This is a genomic window from Streptomyces sp. NPDC008313 (genome assembly GCF_042956125.1).
Lineage (GTDB): Bacteria > Actinomycetota > Actinomycetes > Streptomycetales > Streptomycetaceae > Streptomyces.
Window position 1 is genome coordinate 132,372 of the sequence record NZ_JBIBFR010000014.1, and the last position, 20,792, is coordinate 153,163.

At 71.4% G+C, this 20,792-nt stretch carries 18 protein-coding genes; 9 read left to right on the forward strand and 9 right to left on the reverse strand.

Going from position 1 to position 20,792, the window contains the following annotated elements; translation table 11 throughout:
- Nucleotides 1–280 precede the first annotated feature (280 nt).
- The 5 genes from ACFY93_RS20395 to ACFY93_RS20415 form a co-directional block, all read right to left on the reverse strand.
- Nucleotides 281–1,312, reverse strand: a complete 1,032-nt coding sequence (locus tag ACFY93_RS20395; protein ID WP_391360800.1) for an asparaginase domain-containing protein — start codon at nucleotides 1,310–1,312, stop codon at nucleotides 281–283.
- Between the two features lie 98 nt (nucleotides 1,313–1,410).
- On the reverse strand, nucleotides 1,411–2,808 hold the full coding sequence (locus ACFY93_RS20400) for a glutamate synthase-related protein (RefSeq protein WP_391360803.1): 1,398 nt from the start codon (nucleotides 2,806–2,808) through the stop codon (nucleotides 1,411–1,413).
- A 55-nt stretch (nucleotides 2,809–2,863) separates the two neighbouring features.
- Nucleotides 2,864–3,337, reverse strand: coding sequence for a PCC domain-containing protein (locus ACFY93_RS20405; RefSeq protein ID WP_391360806.1), 474 nt, complete (start codon nucleotides 3,335–3,337; stop codon nucleotides 2,864–2,866).
- 33 nt (nucleotides 3,338–3,370) lie between these two features.
- Nucleotides 3,371–5,569: a caspase family protein gene (locus ACFY93_RS20410; protein WP_391360808.1), complete on the reverse strand. Its 2,199-nt coding sequence runs from the start codon at nucleotides 5,567–5,569 to the stop codon at nucleotides 3,371–3,373.
- A 16-nt stretch (nucleotides 5,570–5,585) separates the two neighbouring features.
- Complete coding sequence (locus ACFY93_RS20415) at nucleotides 5,586–5,945, reverse strand: hypothetical protein (protein WP_391360810.1); 360 nt, start codon at nucleotides 5,943–5,945, stop codon at nucleotides 5,586–5,588.
- A gap of 752 nt (nucleotides 5,946–6,697) precedes the next feature.
- Between ACFY93_RS20415 and ACFY93_RS20420 the strand changes: the two genes are divergently transcribed.
- Nucleotides 6,698–7,786 carry a SpoIIE family protein phosphatase gene (locus ACFY93_RS20420; RefSeq protein ID WP_391360813.1) on the forward strand — a complete coding sequence of 363 codons (1,089 nt, stop codon included), beginning with the start codon at nucleotides 6,698–6,700 and terminating at the stop codon, nucleotides 7,784–7,786.
- A 206-nt stretch (nucleotides 7,787–7,992) separates the two neighbouring features.
- Here ACFY93_RS20420 and ACFY93_RS20425 read toward each other — a convergent pair whose 3' ends face one another.
- Nucleotides 7,993–8,787: a helix-turn-helix domain-containing protein gene (locus ACFY93_RS20425; protein ID WP_391360816.1), complete on the reverse strand. Its 795-nt coding sequence runs from the start codon at nucleotides 8,785–8,787 to the stop codon at nucleotides 7,993–7,995.
- Between the two features lie 143 nt (nucleotides 8,788–8,930).
- On the opposite strand from ACFY93_RS20425, the gene ACFY93_RS20430 reads away from it, so the two are divergent.
- The 3 genes from ACFY93_RS20430 to folE all read left to right on the forward strand — a co-directional run bounded on the left by ACFY93_RS20430 (nucleotide 8,931) and on the right by folE (nucleotide 10,760).
- Entirely contained in the window at nucleotides 8,931–9,491 is a 561-nt protein-coding gene (locus tag ACFY93_RS20430; RefSeq protein ID WP_391360819.1) for a DUF2231 domain-containing protein, read from the forward strand.
- 80 nt (nucleotides 9,492–9,571) lie between these two features.
- Nucleotides 9,572–10,054, forward strand: coding sequence for a hypothetical protein (locus ACFY93_RS20435; RefSeq protein ID WP_391360821.1), 483 nt, complete (start codon nucleotides 9,572–9,574; stop codon nucleotides 10,052–10,054).
- 160 nt (nucleotides 10,055–10,214) lie between these two features.
- On the forward strand, nucleotides 10,215–10,760 hold the full coding sequence (folE, locus tag ACFY93_RS20440) for a GTP cyclohydrolase I FolE (RefSeq protein WP_391361084.1): 546 nt from the start codon (nucleotides 10,215–10,217) through the stop codon (nucleotides 10,758–10,760).
- 86 nt (nucleotides 10,761–10,846) lie between these two features.
- On the opposite strand, the gene ACFY93_RS20445 is transcribed toward folE, so the two are convergent.
- Nucleotides 10,847–12,865, reverse strand: a complete 2,019-nt coding sequence (locus ACFY93_RS20445) for a chloride channel protein (RefSeq protein WP_391360823.1) — start codon at nucleotides 12,863–12,865, stop codon at nucleotides 10,847–10,849.
- A gap of 685 nt (nucleotides 12,866–13,550) precedes the next feature.
- On the opposite strand from ACFY93_RS20445, the gene ACFY93_RS20450 reads away from it, so the two are divergent.
- The 3 genes from ACFY93_RS20450 (at nucleotide 13,551) to ACFY93_RS20460 (ending at nucleotide 17,378) form a co-directional block, all read left to right on the forward strand.
- Nucleotides 13,551–14,201 (forward strand): MarR family transcriptional regulator, encoded by a 651-nt coding sequence (locus ACFY93_RS20450; protein ID WP_391360825.1) that lies wholly within the window; start codon nucleotides 13,551–13,553, stop codon nucleotides 14,199–14,201.
- A gap of 174 nt (nucleotides 14,202–14,375) precedes the next feature.
- Nucleotides 14,376–17,054 (forward strand): LuxR C-terminal-related transcriptional regulator, encoded by a 2,679-nt coding sequence (locus tag ACFY93_RS20455; RefSeq protein WP_391361087.1) that lies wholly within the window; start codon nucleotides 14,376–14,378, stop codon nucleotides 17,052–17,054.
- 126 nt (nucleotides 17,055–17,180) lie between these two features.
- Nucleotides 17,181–17,378 carry a hypothetical protein gene (locus tag ACFY93_RS20460; protein ID WP_391360828.1) on the forward strand — a complete coding sequence of 66 codons (198 nt, stop codon included), beginning with the start codon at nucleotides 17,181–17,183 and terminating at the stop codon, nucleotides 17,376–17,378.
- Nucleotides 17,379–17,562: 184 nt separating this feature from the next.
- Here ACFY93_RS20460 and ACFY93_RS20465 read toward each other — a convergent pair whose 3' ends face one another.
- Both ACFY93_RS20465 and ACFY93_RS20470 read right to left on the reverse strand, forming a co-directional pair.
- Complete coding sequence (locus ACFY93_RS20465; RefSeq protein WP_391360830.1) at nucleotides 17,563–18,996, reverse strand: DUF2252 family protein; 1,434 nt, start codon at nucleotides 18,994–18,996, stop codon at nucleotides 17,563–17,565.
- A 45-nt stretch (nucleotides 18,997–19,041) separates the two neighbouring features.
- The gene (locus ACFY93_RS20470) at nucleotides 19,042–19,536 is read right to left on the reverse strand and encodes an ion channel (RefSeq protein WP_391360833.1); all 495 of its coding nucleotides are present in this window, start codon (nucleotides 19,534–19,536) and stop codon (nucleotides 19,042–19,044) included.
- Nucleotides 19,537–19,815: 279 nt separating this feature from the next.
- Between ACFY93_RS20470 and ACFY93_RS20475 the strand changes: the two genes are divergently transcribed.
- Entirely contained in the window at nucleotides 19,816–20,313 is a 498-nt protein-coding gene (locus ACFY93_RS20475; protein WP_391360834.1) for an SHOCT domain-containing protein, read from the forward strand.
- Nucleotides 20,310–20,747, forward strand: coding sequence for a hypothetical protein (locus ACFY93_RS20480; protein ID WP_391360837.1), 438 nt, complete (start codon nucleotides 20,310–20,312; stop codon nucleotides 20,745–20,747). The genes ACFY93_RS20475 and ACFY93_RS20480 overlap by 4 nt, the downstream gene beginning before the upstream one ends.
- The last annotated feature ends 45 nt before the right edge of the window (nucleotides 20,748–20,792 follow it).

Genomic DNA, 20,792 nt, shown 5'->3' on the forward strand with positions numbered 1-20,792 from the left:
GAAGGCGGTACGTCCCCGGACACGGGTGCCCGGCTCCGTTCAACTGTCGACGACAAACAAGACATTGCCTAGGCCTCGCACCCGAAGAGTGGGCGATGTCACCGAATGCGCCCGAATCGGATGTACCCCCACCAAAGATCGCTTTTCGCGGCACCGCATCGGCGGGCATGACGTGGATCACGGAAGGGGGAGTCGCACCGTCATCGCCGAGTTCGGCGCTTCCCCCGTGAGGCGCCGTCGGCCCGGCTCGGCGATGCGCCGAGCGGGTCGGCGGGAGACGTCAGCTCGGTGTTTCCAGTTCCGCGAATGCGGCGCGGATGTCCGTGGACCCCGACGGGCCGAAGCCGGTGAGCAGGTGGATGAGCAACAGGCGCGCCTTGTACGGGGAGAGGGATCCGGCGCCGATGAGCCCTCGGGTACGCAGGTCCTTCTCGGACCCGGGGAAGCCGTATGTCTCCTTCAGGACGGGACCGTCGCCCACGCGGGAGCAGAGGACGACGGGCATCCCGGCGGCCAGGCGCTCCAGTGTGCCGACCATGCTCCGTGGCACATGACCCACGCCGAAGGCCGCGACCACCAGTCCGTCGTACCCGCCGGCGAAGGACTCCAGATGGGTGCCGTCATCCCCCAGCGTGACGGTGTACAGCCCCACTTGGGCGGTGCCGGCCGAACTTCGGGCCAGGCGGGGGAGGCTGGGCAGCAGTGGGCGGCAGACCATCGTGGGCCGCCCTTCGTGCACGCGGCCCACCGGCCCGGCGCCGGGGGACGTGAAGGCGCCCGTGCTGGTGGTGTGGGACTTTCGCACCTGGACGGCGCTGTGGATCTCGTCGTTGAGCACGACCACGCAGCCGAGTTCTCGGGTGGCCTGGTCCGCCGCGACGAGCACTGCGGCGTGGAGGTTCGCCGGCCCGTCCGCCCCGGGCAGAGTGGGGTTGCGCATGGCGCCGGTGACGACCACCGGCTCCGGCCGGTCGTGCAGGAGATGGAGGAGGAAGGCGGTCTCCTCGATGGTGTCCGTGCCCTGCGTCACCACCGCTCCGTCCGCGCCCGCGTCCAGCTCGGCCCCGATGGCCGATGCGAGGTCCACGATGTCCTCGATCCGCAGGGAGGCACCCGGAAGCTGCCGGAAGTCTTGAACCCGTACGACGACTCCCGTCTCCCGCAGCGCGGGAACCGCGGTCAGCAGGTCCTTCGCGGAGAGTGCGGGCACCACACCGCCGGTGACCGGGTCGGTGGTCATGGCGATCGTGCCGCCGAGCGAGAAGACAGCGACGGTCCGGCCGGCGAGCGGAGAGTTCGGGGAGAACGTCATGAGAGAGATGTCCTGAGTTCGTGTCGGGGTCGGCCGATGGTGACGGCGTGGGGGCGGAGCGGGAACGACCGGCCGATGCGGGCGGACGGACGCGGGTGCTAGCTGTAGGGGTGCCCGTCGGGCCGTATGAGGCACGAGGCGTCGAGCTCGCTCACGGTCCGTCGGCCGCAGGCACGCATCAGTTGGGCCAGGCCGTCCGTCACCGTTCGGTGGTAGGCGGCGAGTTGACGGCCCTGGGTCGGCGGATGCACTGCGGAACGGGACCAGAGCGACTGTGCCGCGATGCCGGACGGGCAGGTGCCGGTGTGACACAGGCGGGCCTGGACACATCCCATGGCGATCAGCGGTGCCCTGGTGAAGAAACAGGCGTCGGCGCCCAGGCACAACATGGTGAACAGGTCGAAGCCGTTCTTGACACCGCCCGACACGAACAGCCGCACCCGCTCGCGCTGCCCGGACTGCCCGAGTTCCTCGTGCAGCAGCCGCAGCGCCTCGAACGCCGGCATTCCCGCGTGGTCCTGCAACTCGCGGATCGACGTCCCGGTGCCACCTTCGGCGCCGTCCACGGTGATGAACGCCGGGCTGATCCCGGTCCGGATGATGGCGCAGACCAGCGCACGAGCCGAACGGCGCGAGCCGACGCACAGTTTGACGCCGACGGGCTTGCCCCCGGAGAGCTCCGTCATCAGCGCCACATGTTCAAGCATGGACTCCGTCGAGTCGAACGCCGAGTGCTGAGGGGGCGACACGACATCCGTGAACGGGGCGACACCGAGGGCACGGGCGACGCTTCGGGTGTTCTTGCGGGCCGGCAGCATCCCGCCGGCTCCCGGTTTGCCGCCCTGGGAAAGCTTCAGTTCGATGCAGTCGACCTGCGACAGGGCGGCAGTGCGGACGTAGGCATCGCGGCAGAAGGAGCCGTCGGCGTCGCGGCACCCCCAGTAGCCCGTCCCGATCTGCCACACGAACGGGGCGCTCGTCCCACCGTCCAGGTGGATGCCGAGGATGCCGAGGATGCCCTCCTCTCCCGTGTTCTGATGACAGCCGACGTCCGCGGCGGCCAACGCGACCGCGCGAATGGTGTTGGCGCTGACCGGCCCGTAGCCCATGGCGCCGAAGTTGAGGTGAGCCATGAGTCGCTCCCTGCCGTCGGAGCCGTCGAGCGTCACACCGCGCGACGGCAACGGAGCCACGGGAACGACCGCGATGTCCGCCGCGAGGGGCCGGGCGGGGCCGGTCGGCGGCGGAGGGCTGCCGAAGGAGGCGGCCGACGCGCCGGTGAGGGCCCGTGTCCTGATGTCCCGCATGTCGGACGACGTGAAGGGCCCCGCACGGTGCGACGAGGGGTCGACACGGCGGCTGAAGCGGACCACCAGCCGGGAGAACCGGCCGATCAGCGGATAGACGCGCAGCAGCGGTCTCCGTCGCTGCGCTCGGTCCCGGCAGCCCAGGAGGAAGAGCCCGCACAACGCGGCCATGGTCACATACGCCTTCACCGTGTCCCCCGTCCGGTCGTTCGTCGATCGCGTGAGGTGGTGGAGAGCCCCTTGTTCAAGGCAGGTCGTACGTCCCGAACGTGAGCCGTGGGACGTCGTACAGGCCGGGGTCGGCCGGGCGGCCCATCCGCGGTGATGTCACTTGTACGACCACCAGCTCCGCGATGAATTGGATACGCGCGCTCAGCAGGTGACTGGTGAAGCCGGTCGCCGACCTCTCCTTCAGGCCGACGGATGTGTGGATGTGCGGCAGGACGAGCCCGGTCTCAGGGTCGTGCGCGAGGGTGCCGCAGCCGATGGCCTCGACATTGGTCAGATGCACCGTGGACCACACCGGTGCGGAGGGGTTCTCGAGTTTCTCGCAGGTGCCGACCACCTCCACTTCGGAGAAGGCGGCGAGGAACATGGGAACGTAACCCTGCTCGATGCCCTCCTCGTGGCAGAACGTCCGCAGAGCCGGCAGGAAGTCCTCCCCCGGATCCAGGCGCAGACCGTAGGTGTGGCCAGTGGTCAGACGGTGACTTCGCACGCTGTGCCGTCCTCCTTCTCTCTTCTTGCTCTGTCAGTCCCGAGGGGGCTCTTCACCGAACGCGATGAAACGGCAGGCGGCGGTCAGCCCGTCGAGCGAGACGAGACGGCTGCGCGGGTGGACCACCCCGGCCGGTCCTGCCTCCGCGAGCCGCCGGCACCGGTCCTTCAGCCAGGCCCAGTCGATCCCGAGGTAGTCCGCCAGGGCCAGAAGCCGCTGAAGCGAACCGCCCTGCCGCTGGAGCATGGACCGGGCAGCCTCTCCGAGCGGATCCGAGAAGCTGGTCAGCGCCCGTGTGCCGGACTTGGTGTCCACGTGCCAGATGCCTTCGGACCGCACCCAGTTGGCGATCAGCGCACGGTTGCCGGGGATGAGGACGAAGCCCTCGACATCACTGAGCCGGGCGTCGGTCGCCACGAGCGCGTCGATACCGAAGGCCTCCATCAGCGCGGCGGCGAGGAAGAGCAGGATGCTCTCGTGCGGTCGGGCCTTGCGCACCACGTCCTCGGGGATGCAGAAGGCACGCGAGGACCGGACGGACGGGTCGCCGTCCAGCTGACTGGTCTGCTTGAGGTATTCAAACTTGTGAGCCACGAACAGCCAGAGGCAGGCCTCCTCACCGGTCTGCTCCCTGGTCCAGAAGGACGGCGGTCTCGGGTCGCTCGCCAGGTTCGCCGTGATGTAGTCCGCACAGAAGTCCGAGCCCAGCCAGGCGCGGGAGACCGGGTTCAGCTCGGTGATCAGATCCGTGCTCGCGGACGAACTGCGCAGGCTCTGGTACTGCGACAGGTCCACCTTGGTCTGGGCGAGGAGCCGGTCGTCCTCCAGGAGAGCGCTGTCGAGATTGTGCACCGCCCACAGGACTCCGTAGACGAAGTCGTCGACCTCGTTGGCCGCCGGGACGAAGACGCGGGCGCGTCCCTCGTCGCGCTGCCTGCGCAGCTGCTGCCGGGCGGCCTCCTTGGAGAGGACGAAGAACCGCTCGCCCGCCTCGTCGCGGCAGGCGCCGACCACGTACGAGGGCTGGGGACGGCGCAGGAACTCGCGGGCGTGCCCCGCCCGGGGAACGATCACGTGGACACCGTCCGCCCGTGCCACGGACTCGGAGTAGACCCGCATCTCTGATGAGGCGCCACAGAAGGTCCGTCCGCCGGGGAAGGAGACGTGGAAGTCGAAACTGTCGCCCGCCTGGTAGTTCGACACCTGGGTGCCGGGCCAGCGCTGCTCGATGTGACGGGCGAAGTCGACGCCCTGGTCGTACCGGTGCACCAGCTGCACGTCCCAGGACCGCGTCTCGTCGGCCGTCGTTCTCGCCGATGGGCGCACCAGAAGCCCGGCCGCCCCGAAGAGGACCGAGCGCCTGCCCAGGGAGACGTTCATGGTCCCGTCGGCGTCCATGGTGATCCTCAGCTCCTCCGGTGCGGTGGCTGTGGTGTCGGGCAGCGGCGGAGCCTGGCCGTGCCGGCTCCTCGCGATCACGAGCTTGCCCTCGAGCCGACTGCTGAACGTCGGAGTCTGCTCGGGAAGGCGGCTCTTCACCTCTCTGTAGACGTAGTCGTAGAGTTCGGCGGCGTCGATGAGACCGTCCCGGCCCAGATCGGCCGCGCCGGTTCTGATGCCGCTGATCAGGCACTCCGTGAAGATGGACGTCACGCCCGGCCCCCGGGACGAGGATGCGTCGTCACCGCTGCCCGGGAGGTCGGTCTTCTCGAAGGAGTACTCGATGGACGCGGACGACGCGATGATCGCCGTGCCCCGGCCGCCCAGGAAGGCCGGGGCGGCGGCCTCCAGGTACAGCCGTTCCTCAGCCGCGAAGGGGAAGGCCCCGGCGTAGCAGCAGTCGAGTATCACCAGCTTCCGCCGGCTCCGGCTGCGCATCAGTTGCTCGTACAGGAAGGACGAGGCCAGCGCGGTGGATCCGAGGCGGTCCCGGCGGGAATCGGTCATCGCGAAGTGGAGGCGGCCGCTCAGGTCCTTCACTCCGTGCCCGGACAGATAGAACACGAGGGTGTCGTCGACGCTTGACTCGGTGAAGAAGTCTTCAATGGCCAGATTCACCTCGGAGGCCCTGCTGTTGTGCAGCGGCTGGACGGTGAAATCACCGATCTCCTCGTCCCGCAGTACTTCCGTCAGCCCCTGACTGTCCGCCCCCGGTGCCCGCAGACGGTGGAAGAAGCTGTCCGCGTACTCGTCCGTCGAAACGAGAAGGGCCTTCCTTGCCCCGCTGTCCATGCGTGACACTCCCAGGCTATTCGCTGAGATTCCGGAGAAAGGCGGCGACAGCCTCTTGTTGTCGCTCGGTCTCGACGTCCTCGATCTCGAGTCGCCTGTTTCCATAGGTAATGGTCACTTTGGTTTTGTTGCGCCTCGATGTCCACTCGCGCACCAGTTGGACGAGCATGGGAATTATCCCGGAACCGGCCAGCAGAACCACGAGTTCGCCCAACTGGGAGGCATCACCCTTGCTGCCCTCCGGTGGCTCTCCGGACGTCCCGCGGTCGACCGCCTCCACGTCCAGACCGAGGATCTCGTCGCGTAACTGGCCGGTGATCTCGGCTGTTTCGTAGCTGTCCGCGCCCTCGATGTGCAGGAGGACCTGCTGCGTCATCGCTTGCTCCCATGCATATAAGCCTATTGAGGAGAGTCACTCTGAGTCGTACATTTTTGCGACGTGTATATGGTCGTACGGATGCACTGAAAAGGGTGGGTCAGGGCCGGGGTAAAAGGAGGGAACCCCTCCGCTATTGCTGTCCGTGCAGGCCCGTGACGGTCGCCCGAGTATAGAGGCCGCCTGAAATCACTGGCTATACGACCTTGAGCCGACTCCGGTGCCCGGGCTCGTGCTTCCGTTGCCCCGCTGCCGCCCTTCGTCGCCGCCCCATGGCGACGACAGTGCGGGCCGTGCGGTGCTGCCGGGCCGAGACATCCGGTGGGCGGCGACTGTGCCGCGCTCGGCCCCATTTACGCCTGGGTGGGCTGCGCGGCCGACGACGGTCGGACCATGCTGAAGTGCCGGGCGGCGAGGGCGCGTTCGGGATGGCGAGTGGCCGGCGCCTGTGGCGGTTCGAGGCCCGTCCGGCCCCAGGTGGCCGTCGCGATGGGAGGCGCGTCAACTGGGCCCGGTGCGGGACTGGTGGGGATCCGCCGGGCGGTGGTGGGCGTGTGTGCGGCAAGAGGCCGGGTGTGGTGCCGTCGCGGTGTCTTCGCGGGGCGGAAACAGGTGGTGCGGCCTCGATTGCGTAAAGGGTCGGGCGGGGTCCGTTTCACGCGGGGTGACCATTGCATAGTCTAAATGTCGGGGAGGGGCGCCGGGCAGCGGCGGCCTCGGGCACCCCGAGACCACTCACGCTGGAGAAGACCATGGCCGAGGAGAGACCGAGAGCCGGTTTCACGGCGCTGTCCTACATGCCGTTCGTGGTGATGGCGGTCGTCGCGGTCGCGGACGTGGCGGTCGGGGCGGGCGTGGGCTTCCTGCCCCTGGTGTCGCTCGGGCCCGCCTTCTCCGGACTGGTCGGCGGATGGCGTCGTACGGCCCTCATCGGCGCCCTGGCCCTGCTGCTGTGCGTCGCGCTCGGGCTGTACGACGGACTGTTCGAGGAACGCCGGGGCTTCTCGGCGATGGCGTCGGTCGTCGGCGTGACCGGCGCGGGTGTGGCCGCCGCGGTGATGCGGGGCCGCCGGGAAGCGGAACTGGCCAGCGTCCGGTCCATCGCGGAGGTCGCGCAACGGGTCCTGCTGCGCCCCGTTCCGCTGACGGCCGGCCCCCTGCAGGCGGCGGTGTCGTACACGTCGGCGGTCGCCGAGGCCCGCATCGGCGGAGACCTGTACGAGGTCGTCGCCTCGCCGCACGGCATCCGGGTGATCGTCGGTGACGTGCAGGGCAAGGGTCTGGCCGCCGTGGAGACCGCCGCCGTGGTGCTCGGCGCCTTCCGCGAGGCCGCTCACGACGAGCCCGGCCTGGTGGGGGTCGGCGAGCGCCTGGAGCGCAGTGTGGAGCGGGAGCTGGGCGGCGAGAAGTTCGTGACCGCCATCCTCGCCGAGGTCCGCGCCGGCGAAGGGGTGATCTTCCTCAACTACGGCCACCCGGCCCCGATGCTGGTCCGCGAGGACGGCACCGCGGACTTTCCGCAGCCCGCCGCCTTCGCCCTCCCGCTCGGCCTGGGCATCCAGGGCAGCGACGGGCCGAAACCGTTCCATGTGGACTTCGAGCCGGGCGAGCAGTTGCTGCTGTACACCGACGGCGTCACGGAGGCCCGCGACGAGCTGGGCGTCTTCTACCCCCTCGGCGACCGGGCCGACCTGCTGAAGGACCCCGACGCCCACAGCGCGCTGGCGACGCTCCGTGAGGACCTGGTACGGCACGCGGGCGGACCGCCTCACGACGACGCGGCGATGCTGCTGCTGCGCTACCGCGGCCAGGGCGAGGGGGAGCAGCCGGTCCTCGGCTGAGGGACGGCACGGTGGGCCGTTCCGCGGCGCGGACTCCTGCCGGCGGCGTCACCGGGCGCGGGCGGGGCCTGCCCACGGTCCGGAACCGTGGCGTTTCCCGCTCGGAGGGGCCGGACGGCGGCTCCCCCGGCCCGGAGCGGTGGCGTCCCGGCCCGGAAGGGCGGCCTTCTCCGGTCCGAGCGGAGCCGCCGACGGTGGTCCGGCCCTTACGCGTCCTCCGCCGCCCCGCTCTCCTCCGAGGCCGCCGCGCGGCGCAGCTCGACGCAGCACTCACCGGGCCGGGGTGCGAGGACGGCCTCCACGGCCGGTGCGCGCAGTCCCTCCAGGTACCCCGTGAGAAACGCGTGGTTCATGGTGCAGACGAGGTCCGGGGCCCGCTGGGCGAGGGGATGGAAGGGGCAGTTGCGCAGCCGCAGCCGGTCCGGTGCCTCCCGCGAGGGCTCGAAGCCATGCTCATCGAGCATGCGCTCGCACAGGGTCAGGCCACGCTCGGTGCCGAGCCGTCCGGGGCGCAGTTCGGTGCGCTCCCGTTCGCCGAGGGCGTGCCCCCGCTCCCTCGCGGCACGCGCGGCGGCCTGGGCGCCGGTCTCCTCCTCGCCCTCCGTCGTGACCGCCTGGACGAGCAGATCGGCCAGGAACTCGTGCCGCCGGTCCGGGATGCTCACGTGGATCGGCGTGGCGGTGGGCTCGTACACCTTGGGCTGCCTGCCGACCTTGCGGATGCCCGTGGGGGAGCCGTAGCGGGCGCGCAGCAGACCGGCGTCGACGAGCTTGTCCAGGTGGAACGCCGCGAGCTTGCGGGAGATACCGACGCTGGCGGCGGCCTCGTCGCGGGTGACCGGCCTGCGGGCCCGGCGTATGTACGCGAACATCTGCCGCCGGGTGCCCTCGCCGAGCGCGCTGACGGAGTCGATCGCGGCGTCACCGGTGGCCGGGGGCGGAGCGGAGGCCGCCTCCGGGGCCGGTGTGCTCTGAGGCGTCGGGGCGGTCGGTGGAGTCATGTCGGAGGTCACCTCTTCACCGTAACGCGTTAACGCCAACACGCATGGTCGAAGGGTGCCAGGACCCGGCCATCATGCTGCCCCACTTGACCACCGCCGCAAATAAGACCAAGATTTGTTGGTGAAACAAGGAGGTGGTCGCGATGACCCGTGCACTCCAGGCCAAACAGCCGGTCAGTGCGGCGCTCGCGGGCCCGTACGGACACCCGTTCCATCCCATGCTGGTCACCGTGCCGATCGGAGCGTGGGCGGCCGCCCTGGTCTTCGACATCGCCTCCCGCTTCGCGGACGACCCGCGGTTCCTCTCCCGGGCGGCGATGTGGCTGATCGCGCTCGGTGTGATCGGCGCCCTGTGCGCCGCCATGGTCGGCTTCCTGGACCTGCTCGCCATCCCGGCCGGCACCCGCGCGTTCCGGGTGGGCCTGCTCCACATGACGCTGAACCTGCTGGTGACCGCCGCGTACGTGGGCAACTTCCTGTGGCGGCACGCGGGCGTCGGCCCCACGGGAGCCGTTCCGGCGGGGCAGCTCGCCCTCAATGCCGCCACGTTCGTCGTCCTGGGCGTCTCGGGGTGGCTGGGCGGCAAGCTCTCCTACCGCTACGGCGTCCGGGTGGCGGACGAGGAGACGCAGGCGGAGGGGTTCCGGCAGGACGGCGGTGCCGACCCGGGCCCCGGTCCCCGCTCGGACCGTCACTCTGCCTGAACCCTCAGCCACGTCCCCGACTCGTCCCGGCCGATCCCGACCCGTTCCGGCGTCCCGGCCGACACCACACTGGAGCTCTCATGGACATCGCCGCACTCATCACCTGGGTGATCACCGCTCTCGGCGGCTTCTACCTGCTGGGTACCTGGCTCGCTAAGGGCGGCGCCCGCGGCGGAAACAGCCACCTTCCGGTTCCGGTGATCTTCGGCCACTTCGCCCTGGCCGCCATCGGCCTGGTCGTCTGGATCGTCTACGTCATCGCCGACAAGGACGCCCTGGCGTGGACCGCCTTCGCCCTGCTGGTACCGGTCGCCCTGCTCGGATTCGTCATGCTGGCCCGCTGGATCCCCGTGTACCGCGGCCGCGCGACCGCCTCGACGGCCCCTTCGACGACCGCTTCGGCATCCGCTTCGGCACCGGGTTCGACGTCCGTGTCCGCCGGCGGACAGGCCGCTCTGGCCGAGCGGCACTTCCCGCTCGCCGTGGTCGGCGCCCACGGGCTCTTCGCCGTGGTGACCGTCGTCCTCGTCCTGCTGACCGCCCTGGGTATCGGGGAGAGCTGACATGATCCAGTACACGCACCACACCCCGCACTCCACCGCCCTGCCCCTGCAGAGCGAGCCCGCCGCCGCGCAGCACGCCGAGCCGGGCGGTGAGCCGGAACCCGCGATACCGCGCAGGGCCCCGCTGCACGTGGTCGCTCCCGTCGGGGAGGGAGCCGACATGGCGGCGGCCGAGGAGGCCGCCGGACAGTTCCTGCGGGCGCTCGGCATCAGCACCGACTCCGAGAGTCTGCGGGGCACCCCGGGCCGGATGGCCCGCGCCTACGCGGAGCTGTTCACTCCGCGCCCGTTCGACCTGACGACGTTCCCGAACGACGAGGGCTACGACGAACTGGTCCTGGCGCGCAGCATCCCGCTCCGGTCGGTGTGCGAGCACCACCTGCTGCCGTTCGTCGGCACCGCCCACATCGGCTATCTCCCCGGACAGCGCATCCTGGGGCTGTCGAAACTGGCGCGCGTCCTGGAGCACTTCGCCTGCCGCCCGCAGGTCCAGGAACGCCTCACCAAGCAGGTCGCCGACTGGCTGCAGACGCAGCTGGACCCGAAGGGCGTCGGCGTCGTCATCCAGGCCGAGCACACCTGCATGACCCTCCGGGGAGTCCGGGCCGCCGGCACCACCACGGTGACCTCCACGCTCCTCGGCCTGCTGCGGACCGACCCCAGCTCGCGCAGCGAGTTCCTCACGCTGACCGGCCTGCACGGCTGAGCCCCCGCCCCGCTGCGGCCGGCCCTCCGCCTGAGTCCCGCCCGCTGCGGCCGGCCCTCCGGCGGAGTACCGGCCGCAGCGGCAGGTCAGCCGGTGAGCGCGTCGGCCGCCGTCTTCGCCGGAGCGGCCGCGACCGCCGAGACCGTCGCCCCGACCGCCTTGACCGCGGGGGGCGCGGGGGCCGCGGTGGCGGCCCGGCGGGGTCGCCGCAGGCGCAACAGCCGTTCGGCGTGGTGCTCCTCGTGCAGATCGATGCGGCGCGCCTCCAGCAGATGGCGCAGGCTGATGATGCCCTCGACCCGTCCCGCGTCCCCGGCCTCGGGACCCGGGTCCCGCCGTCCGCCGTCCCGCCCGACGACGAGCAACCGGGTCACCCCGTGCCGTGCCATCCGGTTGGCCAGCGTCCGCAGCGTCTCGTCGGGATGGGCGGTGACCGCCGTGGCGGCGAGCTCGGCCAGCGGGGTCGGATCGGCGGGGTCGGCGTGCAGCAGCTCGCGGCGGGTGACCACGCCGACGAGGCGGTCGTGCTCGTCCAGCACCGGATACAGGCGCTGGGCCAGCAGCCGGTCGGCGTCCGCCGCGTCATGGGCGCGACGCAGCCGCGCGGTGGCCGCACCCGCCGTCTCGTCGTGGCGGAAACTGACCGCGACCGGCGTCTCCAACTGCCGTACGAGGTGGACCTCCAGCGGGTCGACGGAGTACTCCCGGCTCAGGTGCAGACCGCGCCGGGCGAGCTTCTCGGTCAGGACCGACCTCTTGAGCAGGGTGACGGACAGCAGATAGGCCGTGGAGGCCGTGATCACCATGGGGATCACGGCGTTGAGCTCATGGGTGAGCTCCAGGCAGAACACGATCCCGGTGAGCGGCGAACGCATGACACCGCCCAGGACACCGGCGAGCGAGACGAGCGCCCAGAAACCGGGGCTGACGTGCGGGAAGACGAGGCCCTCGGCCGCGCCGAGCGCACCGCCGACCATGAACATGGGCGCGAGGACGCCGCCCGAGGTGCCGGAGCCGAGCGACAGCCCCCAGATGAGGGTCTTCACGACGAGGATGCCGAGGATGAGCCCGGTCGTGGTGTGGCCGGTGAGGAGCCCGCCGATGACGCCGTACCCGACCCCGAGGGCACGCGGCTCGATGAGGCCGCCGACGCCGATGATCGCGCCGCCGATGGCGGGCCACCACATCCAGTGCAGGGGCAGCCGCTCGAACAGGTCCTCGGAGAAGTAGACGAGAGCCGTGGCGCCGAGCGCCAGCAGACCCGCGGTGACACCGGCGACGACACACAGCCCGTAGGCGGCCGGGGCGATGTGCACGGGGACGTGGGCGCCGCCGAAGAGCGGACCGTCGCCCAGGAAGGGGCCGCGGACCAGCGTGGCGGTGACGGCGGCCACGGCCACGGGCAGGTAGGAGCGGGGCCGCCACTCGAAGAGCAGCAGTTCGACGGCGAGCAGGATGGAGGCCAGCGGCGCGTTGAAGGTCGCCGCCATGCCGGCGGCGGAGCCGGCCACCAGCAGGGCCTTGCGTTCGTCGGTGGTGACCCGCAGCAACTGGGCCGCGAGGGAGCCGATCGCGCCGCCGGTCATGATGATCGGGCCCTCGGCGCCGAACGGGCCGCCCGTGCCGATGGATATCGCGGCCGACGTGGGCTTGAGCACGGCGATCCGGGGCTGCACCTTGCTTCCCCCGACGAGGATCGACTCGATCGCCTCGGGCATCCCGTGCCCCCGGATCTTGTCCGAGCCGTAGCGGGCCATCAGACCGATCACGAGACCGCCGAGCACGGGCATGACGAGCAGCAGCGAGCGGTGCGCGGTGTCGCCGGGCACGGTGTCGCCGAATCCGGGGCGCCCGAGGAAGCTGAGGTTGGTGATGAAGGCGATGAGCTTGAGCAGCCCGACGGCCACCAGAGCGGCGGCGGCCCCGATCGGTACGGCGAGGGCGGTGATCGCGACGACGCGCGGCGGCACGTGGAAGTCGCCGAGGTGGGGGACCTTCAGCCCGACGTGCGGACGGGTCCCGCCCGCGGGCGGGGACGGCGACTTACGCGTGGACGGCGACGGACGCGTGGAGGGGGACCCGGCGGGGCGGGGCGAGGGCAGCACGAACGGGCTCCGGGGGTGCGGTGTGACGAGGGTGGGTGGTCGGCTCACGTACGGGGCCCGCCGCACGCGGGCGCACGGACACGGCGGATGGGCCGGCCCGGGCACGGTGCGCCCACGCGAAGCGGGTCGATGCCCCGCACGTCAGCGGGTGAGCACGGGCGGCACTGCCCGTGGGCTGACTGCGGTACGAGCGCGGACGCGCGTCCTCGCGCCTCCGCACCCTGTGCACAGGTCGACAACCGAACCGGGCCCGACGTCAGTCGAGACGAGGACGGGCGGACCGCACACGGCCGGGACGGAGGATCCTGATGGTTCCTCCGCAGCACACCCGGCAGGTGTTCTCGGTCAGGGGCGAAGGGACCTTGAGGCCCCGCACGTAGTAGTCCGCGCGGGGCCGGCCGTCGCCGTCGAGGGCATGCCGGATCTCGTACGAGCCCTCCCAGGCGTGTCCGCAGCGCAGGCACGCGAACGAATAGGCTTCGTGTATCGACTTGGCCTTCACCATGATCACGCCCTTGTCGCCGGAACCGTACGGTTCGCACGGGGGCCGGTCGGGATGTCGAACACATCGTACCATTGCATTCTGCAATGATCGCAACGGGTGAAGGACCGACGCCGTACGGTCAGACCGCGCGGCGGGCGTACGGTGGCGGCGACGGAGCGACGAAGGCATGGAGCGAACCCGATGACGCGGCAGAACCCCGACTCCCCGCAACCCCCCGCGTCCGAGCCCCCCGAGCCCCCCGCGGCGCCTTCCTCCCCGCCTTCCTCTCCCTCTCCCTCGGACCTGGACCGGGAGGCCGAAGAGGTCACCGTCGCCGTGATGGCGGCGTCCCGGCTCGTCGTCGCGATCTCGGCCCGCGCCCTGGCGTCGACGGCCGACGTCCTGACCCTGCCGCAGCTGCGGGCGCTGGTGGTCCTGAGCACCTGCGGACCCGTCAAGCTCGCCACGATGGCCTCGACCCTGGGAGTCAACCCCTCGACGGCCCTGCGCATGGCGGAACGCCTGGAGTCCCTCGACCTCGTCGACCGCAAGACCAACCCCGACAACCGCCGCGAGGTCGTCCTCCGGCTGACTCCCGCCGGACAGGACATGGTGGACCGCGTCCTCACCCACCGCCGCACGGAGGTCCGGGCCCTCGTCGAACGCCTCCCCGACGAGACCCGAGCGGTCCTCGTCCCCGCCCTGAAGGCGCTCACCGAGGCCGCGGACGTCCTGGCCGCGGACTACTTCGACGAAGTACGCCGAGTGGGCGCCCTCATAGAGGACCCCCTGAACCCCGCCCCGCCGACCACCCCCCACTCCGCCCGAAGCGCGCGAGGGAGCCGCGGCTGAGATGCTGGGCGAGGGATGTCCTGCCCACAGCCTGAACGGACAGTCGCCGTGAGCATCAAGGCAGTGACCGACGGCCACGATCCCGATTCCGAGCACGATCACGACCCCGGTCGGGATCAGGGTTCCGTCGCGCCGGGGACGCGGGGAGTGCGGGACCAGAGCACCGGCACACCCATGGCCCGTCCCGGCGGTGACCCGATCCTGCGTGCCCGGTTCGCATTGCCGACGAGGCCCGCCGCGTTCCTCGGCAGGGAAAGGCTGGCCGAGCATCTGAACCGGGCGCTGCTGACACCGCTGACGATGGTCAACGGGTCGGCGGGCGCGGGCAAGACCTGCCTGGTCGCCGACTGGGCCGCCGGCCTGGACACACCCGTCGCCTGGCTCACCGCCGACGCGACCGACCGTGCCCCCGGGCTGTTCTGGGCGTACGTACTGGAGGCCCTGCGCGGCGCCGGGGTGCCGGTGCCCCCTGAGGTCGGCTGCCCGGCGGAGGCCGGCCGTGTGGACGACCGGATGCTGGCGCGCCTCGCCGCCGAACTGGAGCGGCGCGAACGCCCCGTCGTCCTGGTGCTCGACGAGTACGACCGCGTGACCGCGCCCGAGATCGCCGGGCAACTGCGGTTCGTCCTGCACCACGCGGGCGGGGGCCTGCGTCTGGTGCTCATCACCCGCACGGATCCCCTGCTGCCCCTGCACCGGTACCGGGCGTCCGGCGACATGACGGAGATCCGGGACGCCGAACTCGCCTTCACCTGGGAGGAGGCCACGGCACTCCTGACCCTGCACGGTCTGGCACTGCCCGACAGCGCCGCGCGGGCCCTGGTGGCGCGCACCCAGGGGTGGGCGGCGGGTCTGAGACTCTGCGCCCTCGCGGCCCGGCAGAGCCCGGATCCCGAGCTGTACGTGAAGCAGTTCGAGGCCAGCCGCAGTACGGTGGCCGACTTCCTGCTGGCCGAGGTGCTCGGGCTGCAGACACCCGACACGCAGGACCTGCTGCTGCGCAGCAGCGTCCTGGAGCGGTTCAGCCCCGATCTCGTCAACGCGCTCACGTGCCGGACCGACGCCGAACCGATCCTCGTCGCCCTGCACCGCGACAACGCCTTCGTCCAGTACCTCGGCCACTCGTGGTACCGGCTGCACCCCCTGTTCGCGGAGATCCTCCGCGCCCATCTGCGCGAGTGCGCCCCCGGACTGGAACCGGAGCTGCGCCGTCGGGCCGCCCAGTGGCTGCGGCACTCCGGTGCCCTGCCCGAGGCGCTCGCCCAGGGGGCCGCCGCGGACGACTGGGAGTTCACCGCGGGCGCCGTCGTCGACGATCTGGCGATCGGCCAGCTCTTCGGCGGCCTGCGCTGCGAGGACCTGTCCCACCTGTTCGCCCGGATGGACCCCGCGACCAGGGGCCCGGCCGCCGACCTCGTCCGCGCGGCGCGCGAACTGGCGCACCGCGACCTCGACCACGGACTGCGCCACCTGCACCGCGCCAAGGAAACCCTCGACCAGGAAACCCTCGGCCGGGAGACCTCCGGCAGCGACGCGTCCGCCCTGGCCGCCCCCCGGCTGAGCTGTGCGCTGCTCGAAGCACTGGCGGCGCGGCTCATGGGCGCTCCCGGCAGAGCGGAGCGGGCCGCCGAGGCGGCCCGGGGCCTGCGGCTGGAGGTGCCCGGACACCTCCTCGACGCGCACCCCGAGCTCACCGCCCTCCTGCTCACCCACCTCGGCTCCGTCCGCCTGTGGACCGGCCGCTTCGAGGACGCGCGCGTCGCCCTGTCGGCGGTCGCCACAAGCGGCGGCGGGGCTTCGATGGCGCTGCCCCGCCTGGAGTGCCTCGGCCACCTGGCGCTGATCGACTATCTGCAGGGCTGGCCCGGCCGGGCCGAACACCGGGCCCTGGAGGCGGTGAGCGAGGCGGAGCGGTACGGGCTGCCCCAGCGGTCGGGCTCCGGCGTCGGCCGGCTCGTCCAGGCCGCCGTGCACATCGAACGCGACGAACTCGACGAGGCCGAAGCCCTGCTCGCCGAGAGGAGAGAGGACCCCACGGCCCTGGAGGACCCGGTGGTCCGGGCGACCCGGGCCCTCGCCGAGGGGCGCCTGCGGCTCGCCAGGGGAGACACCCGGGCCGCGCTGGCGGCGGTCGACTCCGCCGTACCGGCGGCCGTGCCCTCGCCCTGGGCGCGGGACCACGCCGCTCTGATCGCCTCCGCCGCACACCTGGTGCAGGACCGCCCGGAGACGGCCCGGAAGCTACTGGAGAACGTGGCGCACCACCGGCCGGCCTGCACGGTCGAGGCGGCCCGCGCCCGGCTCGCCGCCGGTCGCCCCGACCAGGCACTGGACCTGATCGACAGCCTCCCGGACGGCGACCGGCCCGGCCCGGCGGTCACGGTCCGGGCCACGCTGGTCCGCGCCCAGGCCGCCCACCGGACAGGGGACCACGCCGCCGCACGCCGCCTCGTCACCCGGGCGCTCCAGGACGCCCGGCGCGAGCGGCTGCGCCGCCCGTTCCTGGAAGCCGGCCCCTGGATCGGCCCGCTGCTCTGCACCGACCGGCCGCGCGCCCTGGCCGCGGGCTGGCTCCCGGTCGGCCCCGGCGGGCACGGCCACCCTGTTCACCCCGGCCACCGAGGCCGTTCCACGCCCCGACAGCCCTCGGCGCTGGTCATCGAGGAGCTGAGCGGACGCGAGCGCGACGTCCTGCGGCTGCTGGCCCAGATGATGTCCACGGACGAGATCGCCGCCGACCTCTACGTCTCCGTCAACACCGTGAAGACCCATCTCAAGAGCATCTACCGCAAGCTGGCGGTCAACCGGCGCACCGACGCCGTACGCAGGGCACGGGAGCTGCGGCTGCTGTGATGCGGGGTCACCTGTTGCGGGTGAGGGCAGGCGCGGCGGCGGGGCGGAGGCTCGCAGTAGGGGCTCGCTGCGGGACGCGGCCCGTCCGCCCCGAGCAGCCCCCGAGAAGCCTGGGAAGAGCGGCCCATGCACTATGAGATCCGCGTCGACGGACACCTCTCGGAGACGCTGTCCAAAGCGTTCCCGGAGCTGGACCACGTCACGATGTCCGGCCAGACCGTCCTGTACGGCCCTGTCGTCGACGAGGCTCACCTGTACGGGCTTCTGGCCCGCTGCCGGTCGCTGGGGCTGCGGGTGCTGGAGATGCGCCAGGTTCCCGAGTGATCCGAGTGATACGAGCGATCCGGCAACGTGATCCGAGCGATCCGGCAACGCGGGGCACGCACGCGCGGAGCACCCACGCGCGGGGCTTTCACGAGCGAGGCTCGCACGCGCGGAGCGCGCAGGCGACGGCCTCAGGCCTCACCTCGCCGGTAACCCCGCCCCGTACCCCCCCTGACACCGCACCTCACAAATTCTTCGTATGAATCCTGCCCCAGCGGGCCGCGCTGCCCAGGGCCCGGAAGTCCCGCTCGTTCTGGTCGGCGTACGTCTGGGCGAACGCGCTGAGGGCGTGGTCGAAGCGGTCGCCGCTGCCGAGGTAGGCGGCGATGGCGACGGGGTCGCCGGAGCGGGCGTGGGCCCGGGCCAGACTGAATCCGCACAGCCGCGCGAACAGACGCAGCAGGCCGGGGCTCATGGTCTCCGGTCGCGCGATGCCCTTCCAGTCCCGCAGCTGGCGCACGTAGAAGTCCCGGTCGCGCCCGTCGAGCCCCACGACGTGGGTCCAGCCGAGGAAGATGTCGCCCGCCGTCTGGATCAGCCGCTGCCCGGCCACCACCCGCCGGCCCTGGTTGTCGTAGCGGTCACCGCCGGTGTGGGCCGCCAGCACCGAGTCCTGGGCCTCCTTGGCCTGGAGGAGCAGGGGGTCGTCGTCGTCCCGGCCGAGCAGGAGCAGGATCCAGCAGCGGGTGCCGACGCTGCCGACGCCGACCACCTTGCGGGCTATGTCCACGAGACGGTAGCGGCGCAACAGGTGCCGGCGTTCGGAGGCCAGTGTCCGCGCGTACCCCTCCAGCACGGTCCGCAGCTCGTTCTCCTGATCCTGGCTCCGCCCCGGCTCCTCCCGGTTCCCGGAGGAAGCGGGCAGGAGATCCCGGAGCGGGGTGATCAGGGGCGGGTCCGGCGCGATGCGCAGCCCCTCGGCCGTGACCCGGGTGAGTTTCGCGAAGGCCTGGAGGTGGGTGCGGGTCCGGGCCTTCGCGGCCGCCTCGGCGGTACGGCGCCTGGCCTCCTTGCCCATCGACGAGGCCATCAGCTCCCGCAGGTGGTCGGCGTCGTCCTGCGCGTACCAGACGTCCAGCGTGCGCATGCCGGCGAACTCGCGCATACGCCGCCGGTAGGCCCGTACGCACGTCTCGACCGCGAGGTTCTGCTCCGCGACGGGGAAACCGTTCGCGCGGGCCGCGATGACGAAGCTGGTGGCGAGGCGTTTGACGTCCCACTCGAAGGGGCCGGGGAGCGTCTCGTCGAAGTCGTTGATGTCGAAGACGAGATGCCGCTCCGGCGAGGCGAGCAGCCGGAAGTTCAGCAGGTGGGCGTCTCCGCAGAGCTGCACCGTCAGACCGGTGTCCGGGGCGGCCCCGAGGTCCGCGGCCATGATCGCCGCCGCACCCCGGTAGAACCGGAACGGCGACTCCAGCATCCGGCCGTAGCGGATCGGCACCAGTTCGGGTACGCGGGTGGCCGACTGCCGCTCCAGCAGATCGACGGGGTCCGGCCGTCGCGGGCCCGCCTCGAAGCAGCCGTGACCGGAGCGCGGGCAGCGCTTGCGCGCGCTCCTGCCGTACGCCGCCCTCTCGGCCGGTGTCAGTGAGGCCGTCAGAGCGCTCGGTGTCGTCATGGTCAACCTCCAGGGTGGGCGGCCTCCTGCCGGAGGCCCGGCCGCTCAATCCGGCGAAGCATCCCGGTGCTGCCGCCGCAGACCCGTCTCCACCGCGCCCGCGAGCACCCTCGCGGCGACACCCACGAGCAGCAGCCCGCCCGCCATCTGCACCATCACCACGACCCGCCCCGTCTGGGAGCGCGCCGTGATGTCGCCGAACCCGACGGTGGCGAACGTGGTCAGCGTCAGATAGAGAGCGTCGGTCCTGGTCAGCGGCTCACTGAAGGTGCCCGGGGTGTAGTGCTCCAGCAACTGGTACACGTTGGCGAAGAGCACGAGATACAGCGCCAGCGTGACGGCCAGCGCCTCGACGGCCTTCAGCCGGGGGTGGGGGGAGCGCAGGATCGCCCGCACCTCCCACAGGAAGAGCAGCAGGACGAGGAGCAGGCCGCCCGAGAGGACGGCCGCGGCTCCGATCGAGTCGATCCGGTCCATGGGCAGCAGGTAGTAGGCCGACACGAGGGCGGCCGCGAGGCACACGGCGCGGGCGACGGCCACGACCGTCGCCCGCGGGCCCGGGCCAGGTCCCCGCGCGCGCGGACCTCGCGTGTCCGCGCCTTCCACCTGTGCAGATGCCGATGGAGGATCGCTCGTGTCGCCCCGTGCGGGATCGCTCATCTCGTCGTGGTCTTTCCGTCGGGTACTGAGATCCCACCTCATCAGTCGGTGCGCGCGGAGGGATCACCCGCTGAGGGTGATCCCGACGGCCGGGAACGGGAGCACGCTGAGAATCACACGGATCGCCTGCTGGGCCCATGCCCGGGACGGAGAAGAGACATGAGCGATCAGATGTACCTCGCGTACGACTTTCCCCTGCTGGGCGCGTTCTGGACCATGCTGTGGTTCTTCCTGTGGGTGATGTGGTTCGTCCTGCTCTTCAGGATCGTCGTCGACATCATCCGGGACGACTCGATGACCGGCTGGGCCAAGGCCGGCTGGATGGCGTTCGTCATCTTCCTGCCCTTCCTCGGCGTGCTCGTCTACGTGCTCGCCCGGGGCAAGAACATGGGCCGCCGCGAGATCGCCCAGGCACGCGCGCAGCAGGAGGAGTTCGAGAGCTATATCCGGGACACGGCCGGCCGTGGCGAGGCACCGCGCAGCAGTGTCGACGAGCTGGCCCGGCTGTCCGAGATCCGCGCACGCGGTGACATCACGGAAGAGGAGTTCGACAGGGCGAAGAAGCTGGTGCTGAGCGGTGCCGGCGCCAGGCACAGCACGGGCTCCGGACACGGAACCGGGTCCACGACCTCGACCTCGAAGGGGGCGGCACGATGAGCGCCACACACCCGACCCAGTCGGCACACACCTCCCGCGGGCACACGGCCAAGCAGGCATGGGCCGGCGGCCTGACGACCTTTGGCGCAGTCATGCTCATGATCGTCGGAGTGCTCGACCTTCTGCGAGGGATCTCGGCGATCCTCAAGGACGACGTCTTCCTGGCCACGCGGAACTACGTCTACGAGTTCGACCTCACCGGCTGGGGCTGGATCCACCTCGCCCTGGGCGTGGCCGCCGTGATCATCGGCATGGGCCTCTTCCAGGCCTCGACGTGGGCACGCGTGGCGGGCGTCGGCATCGCGGGGCTCGTCCTGATCGCCAACTTCCTCTCCCTGCCGTACTACCCGGTCTGGTCCGTCATCATGATCGCGATGTCGGGGTTCATCATCTGGGCCCTGTGCGTGGTGAAGAGGAACGAGATGACCGGCTGACCCGGGCCCGCGGGCGATGTCAGTGCCGTCCCCTACGCTGCGCGT

Coding starts and splice junctions, on each gene's coding strand:
- ACFY93_RS20455 (WP_391361087.1), top strand. CDS start 14,376: ATGGCCCGTCCCGGCGGTGACCCGATCCTGCGTGCCCGGTTCGCATTG.
- ACFY93_RS20435 (WP_391360821.1), top strand. CDS start 9,572: ATGGACATCGCCGCACTCATCACCTGGGTGATCACCGCTCTCGGCGGC.
- ACFY93_RS20410 (WP_391360808.1), bottom strand. CDS start 5,569: ATGGACAGCGGGGCAAGGAAGGCCCTTCTCGTTTCGACGGACGAGTAC.
- ACFY93_RS20475 (WP_391360834.1), top strand. CDS start 19,816: ATGAGCGATCAGATGTACCTCGCGTACGACTTTCCCCTGCTGGGCGCG.
- ACFY93_RS20465 (WP_391360830.1), bottom strand. CDS start 18,996: ATGACGACACCGAGCGCTCTGACGGCCTCACTGACACCGGCCGAGAGG.
- ACFY93_RS20415 (WP_391360810.1), bottom strand. CDS start 5,945: ATGACGCAGCAGGTCCTCCTGCACATCGAGGGCGCGGACAGCTACGAA.
- folE (WP_391361084.1), top strand. CDS start 10,215: ATGGCGGCGGCCGAGGAGGCCGCCGGACAGTTCCTGCGGGCGCTCGGC.
- ACFY93_RS20425 (WP_391360816.1), bottom strand. CDS start 8,787: ATGACTCCACCGACCGCCCCGACGCCTCAGAGCACACCGGCCCCGGAG.
- ACFY93_RS20420 (WP_391360813.1), top strand. CDS start 6,698: ATGGCCGAGGAGAGACCGAGAGCCGGTTTCACGGCGCTGTCCTACATG.
- ACFY93_RS20460 (WP_391360828.1), top strand. CDS start 17,181: ATGCACTATGAGATCCGCGTCGACGGACACCTCTCGGAGACGCTGTCC.
- ACFY93_RS20430 (WP_391360819.1), top strand. CDS start 8,931: ATGACCCGTGCACTCCAGGCCAAACAGCCGGTCAGTGCGGCGCTCGCG.
- ACFY93_RS20480 (WP_391360837.1), top strand. CDS start 20,310: ATGAGCGCCACACACCCGACCCAGTCGGCACACACCTCCCGCGGGCAC.
- ACFY93_RS20395 (WP_391360800.1), bottom strand. CDS start 1,312: ATGACGTTCTCCCCGAACTCTCCGCTCGCCGGCCGGACCGTCGCTGTC.
- ACFY93_RS20450 (WP_391360825.1), top strand. CDS start 13,551: ATGACGCGGCAGAACCCCGACTCCCCGCAACCCCCCGCGTCCGAGCCC.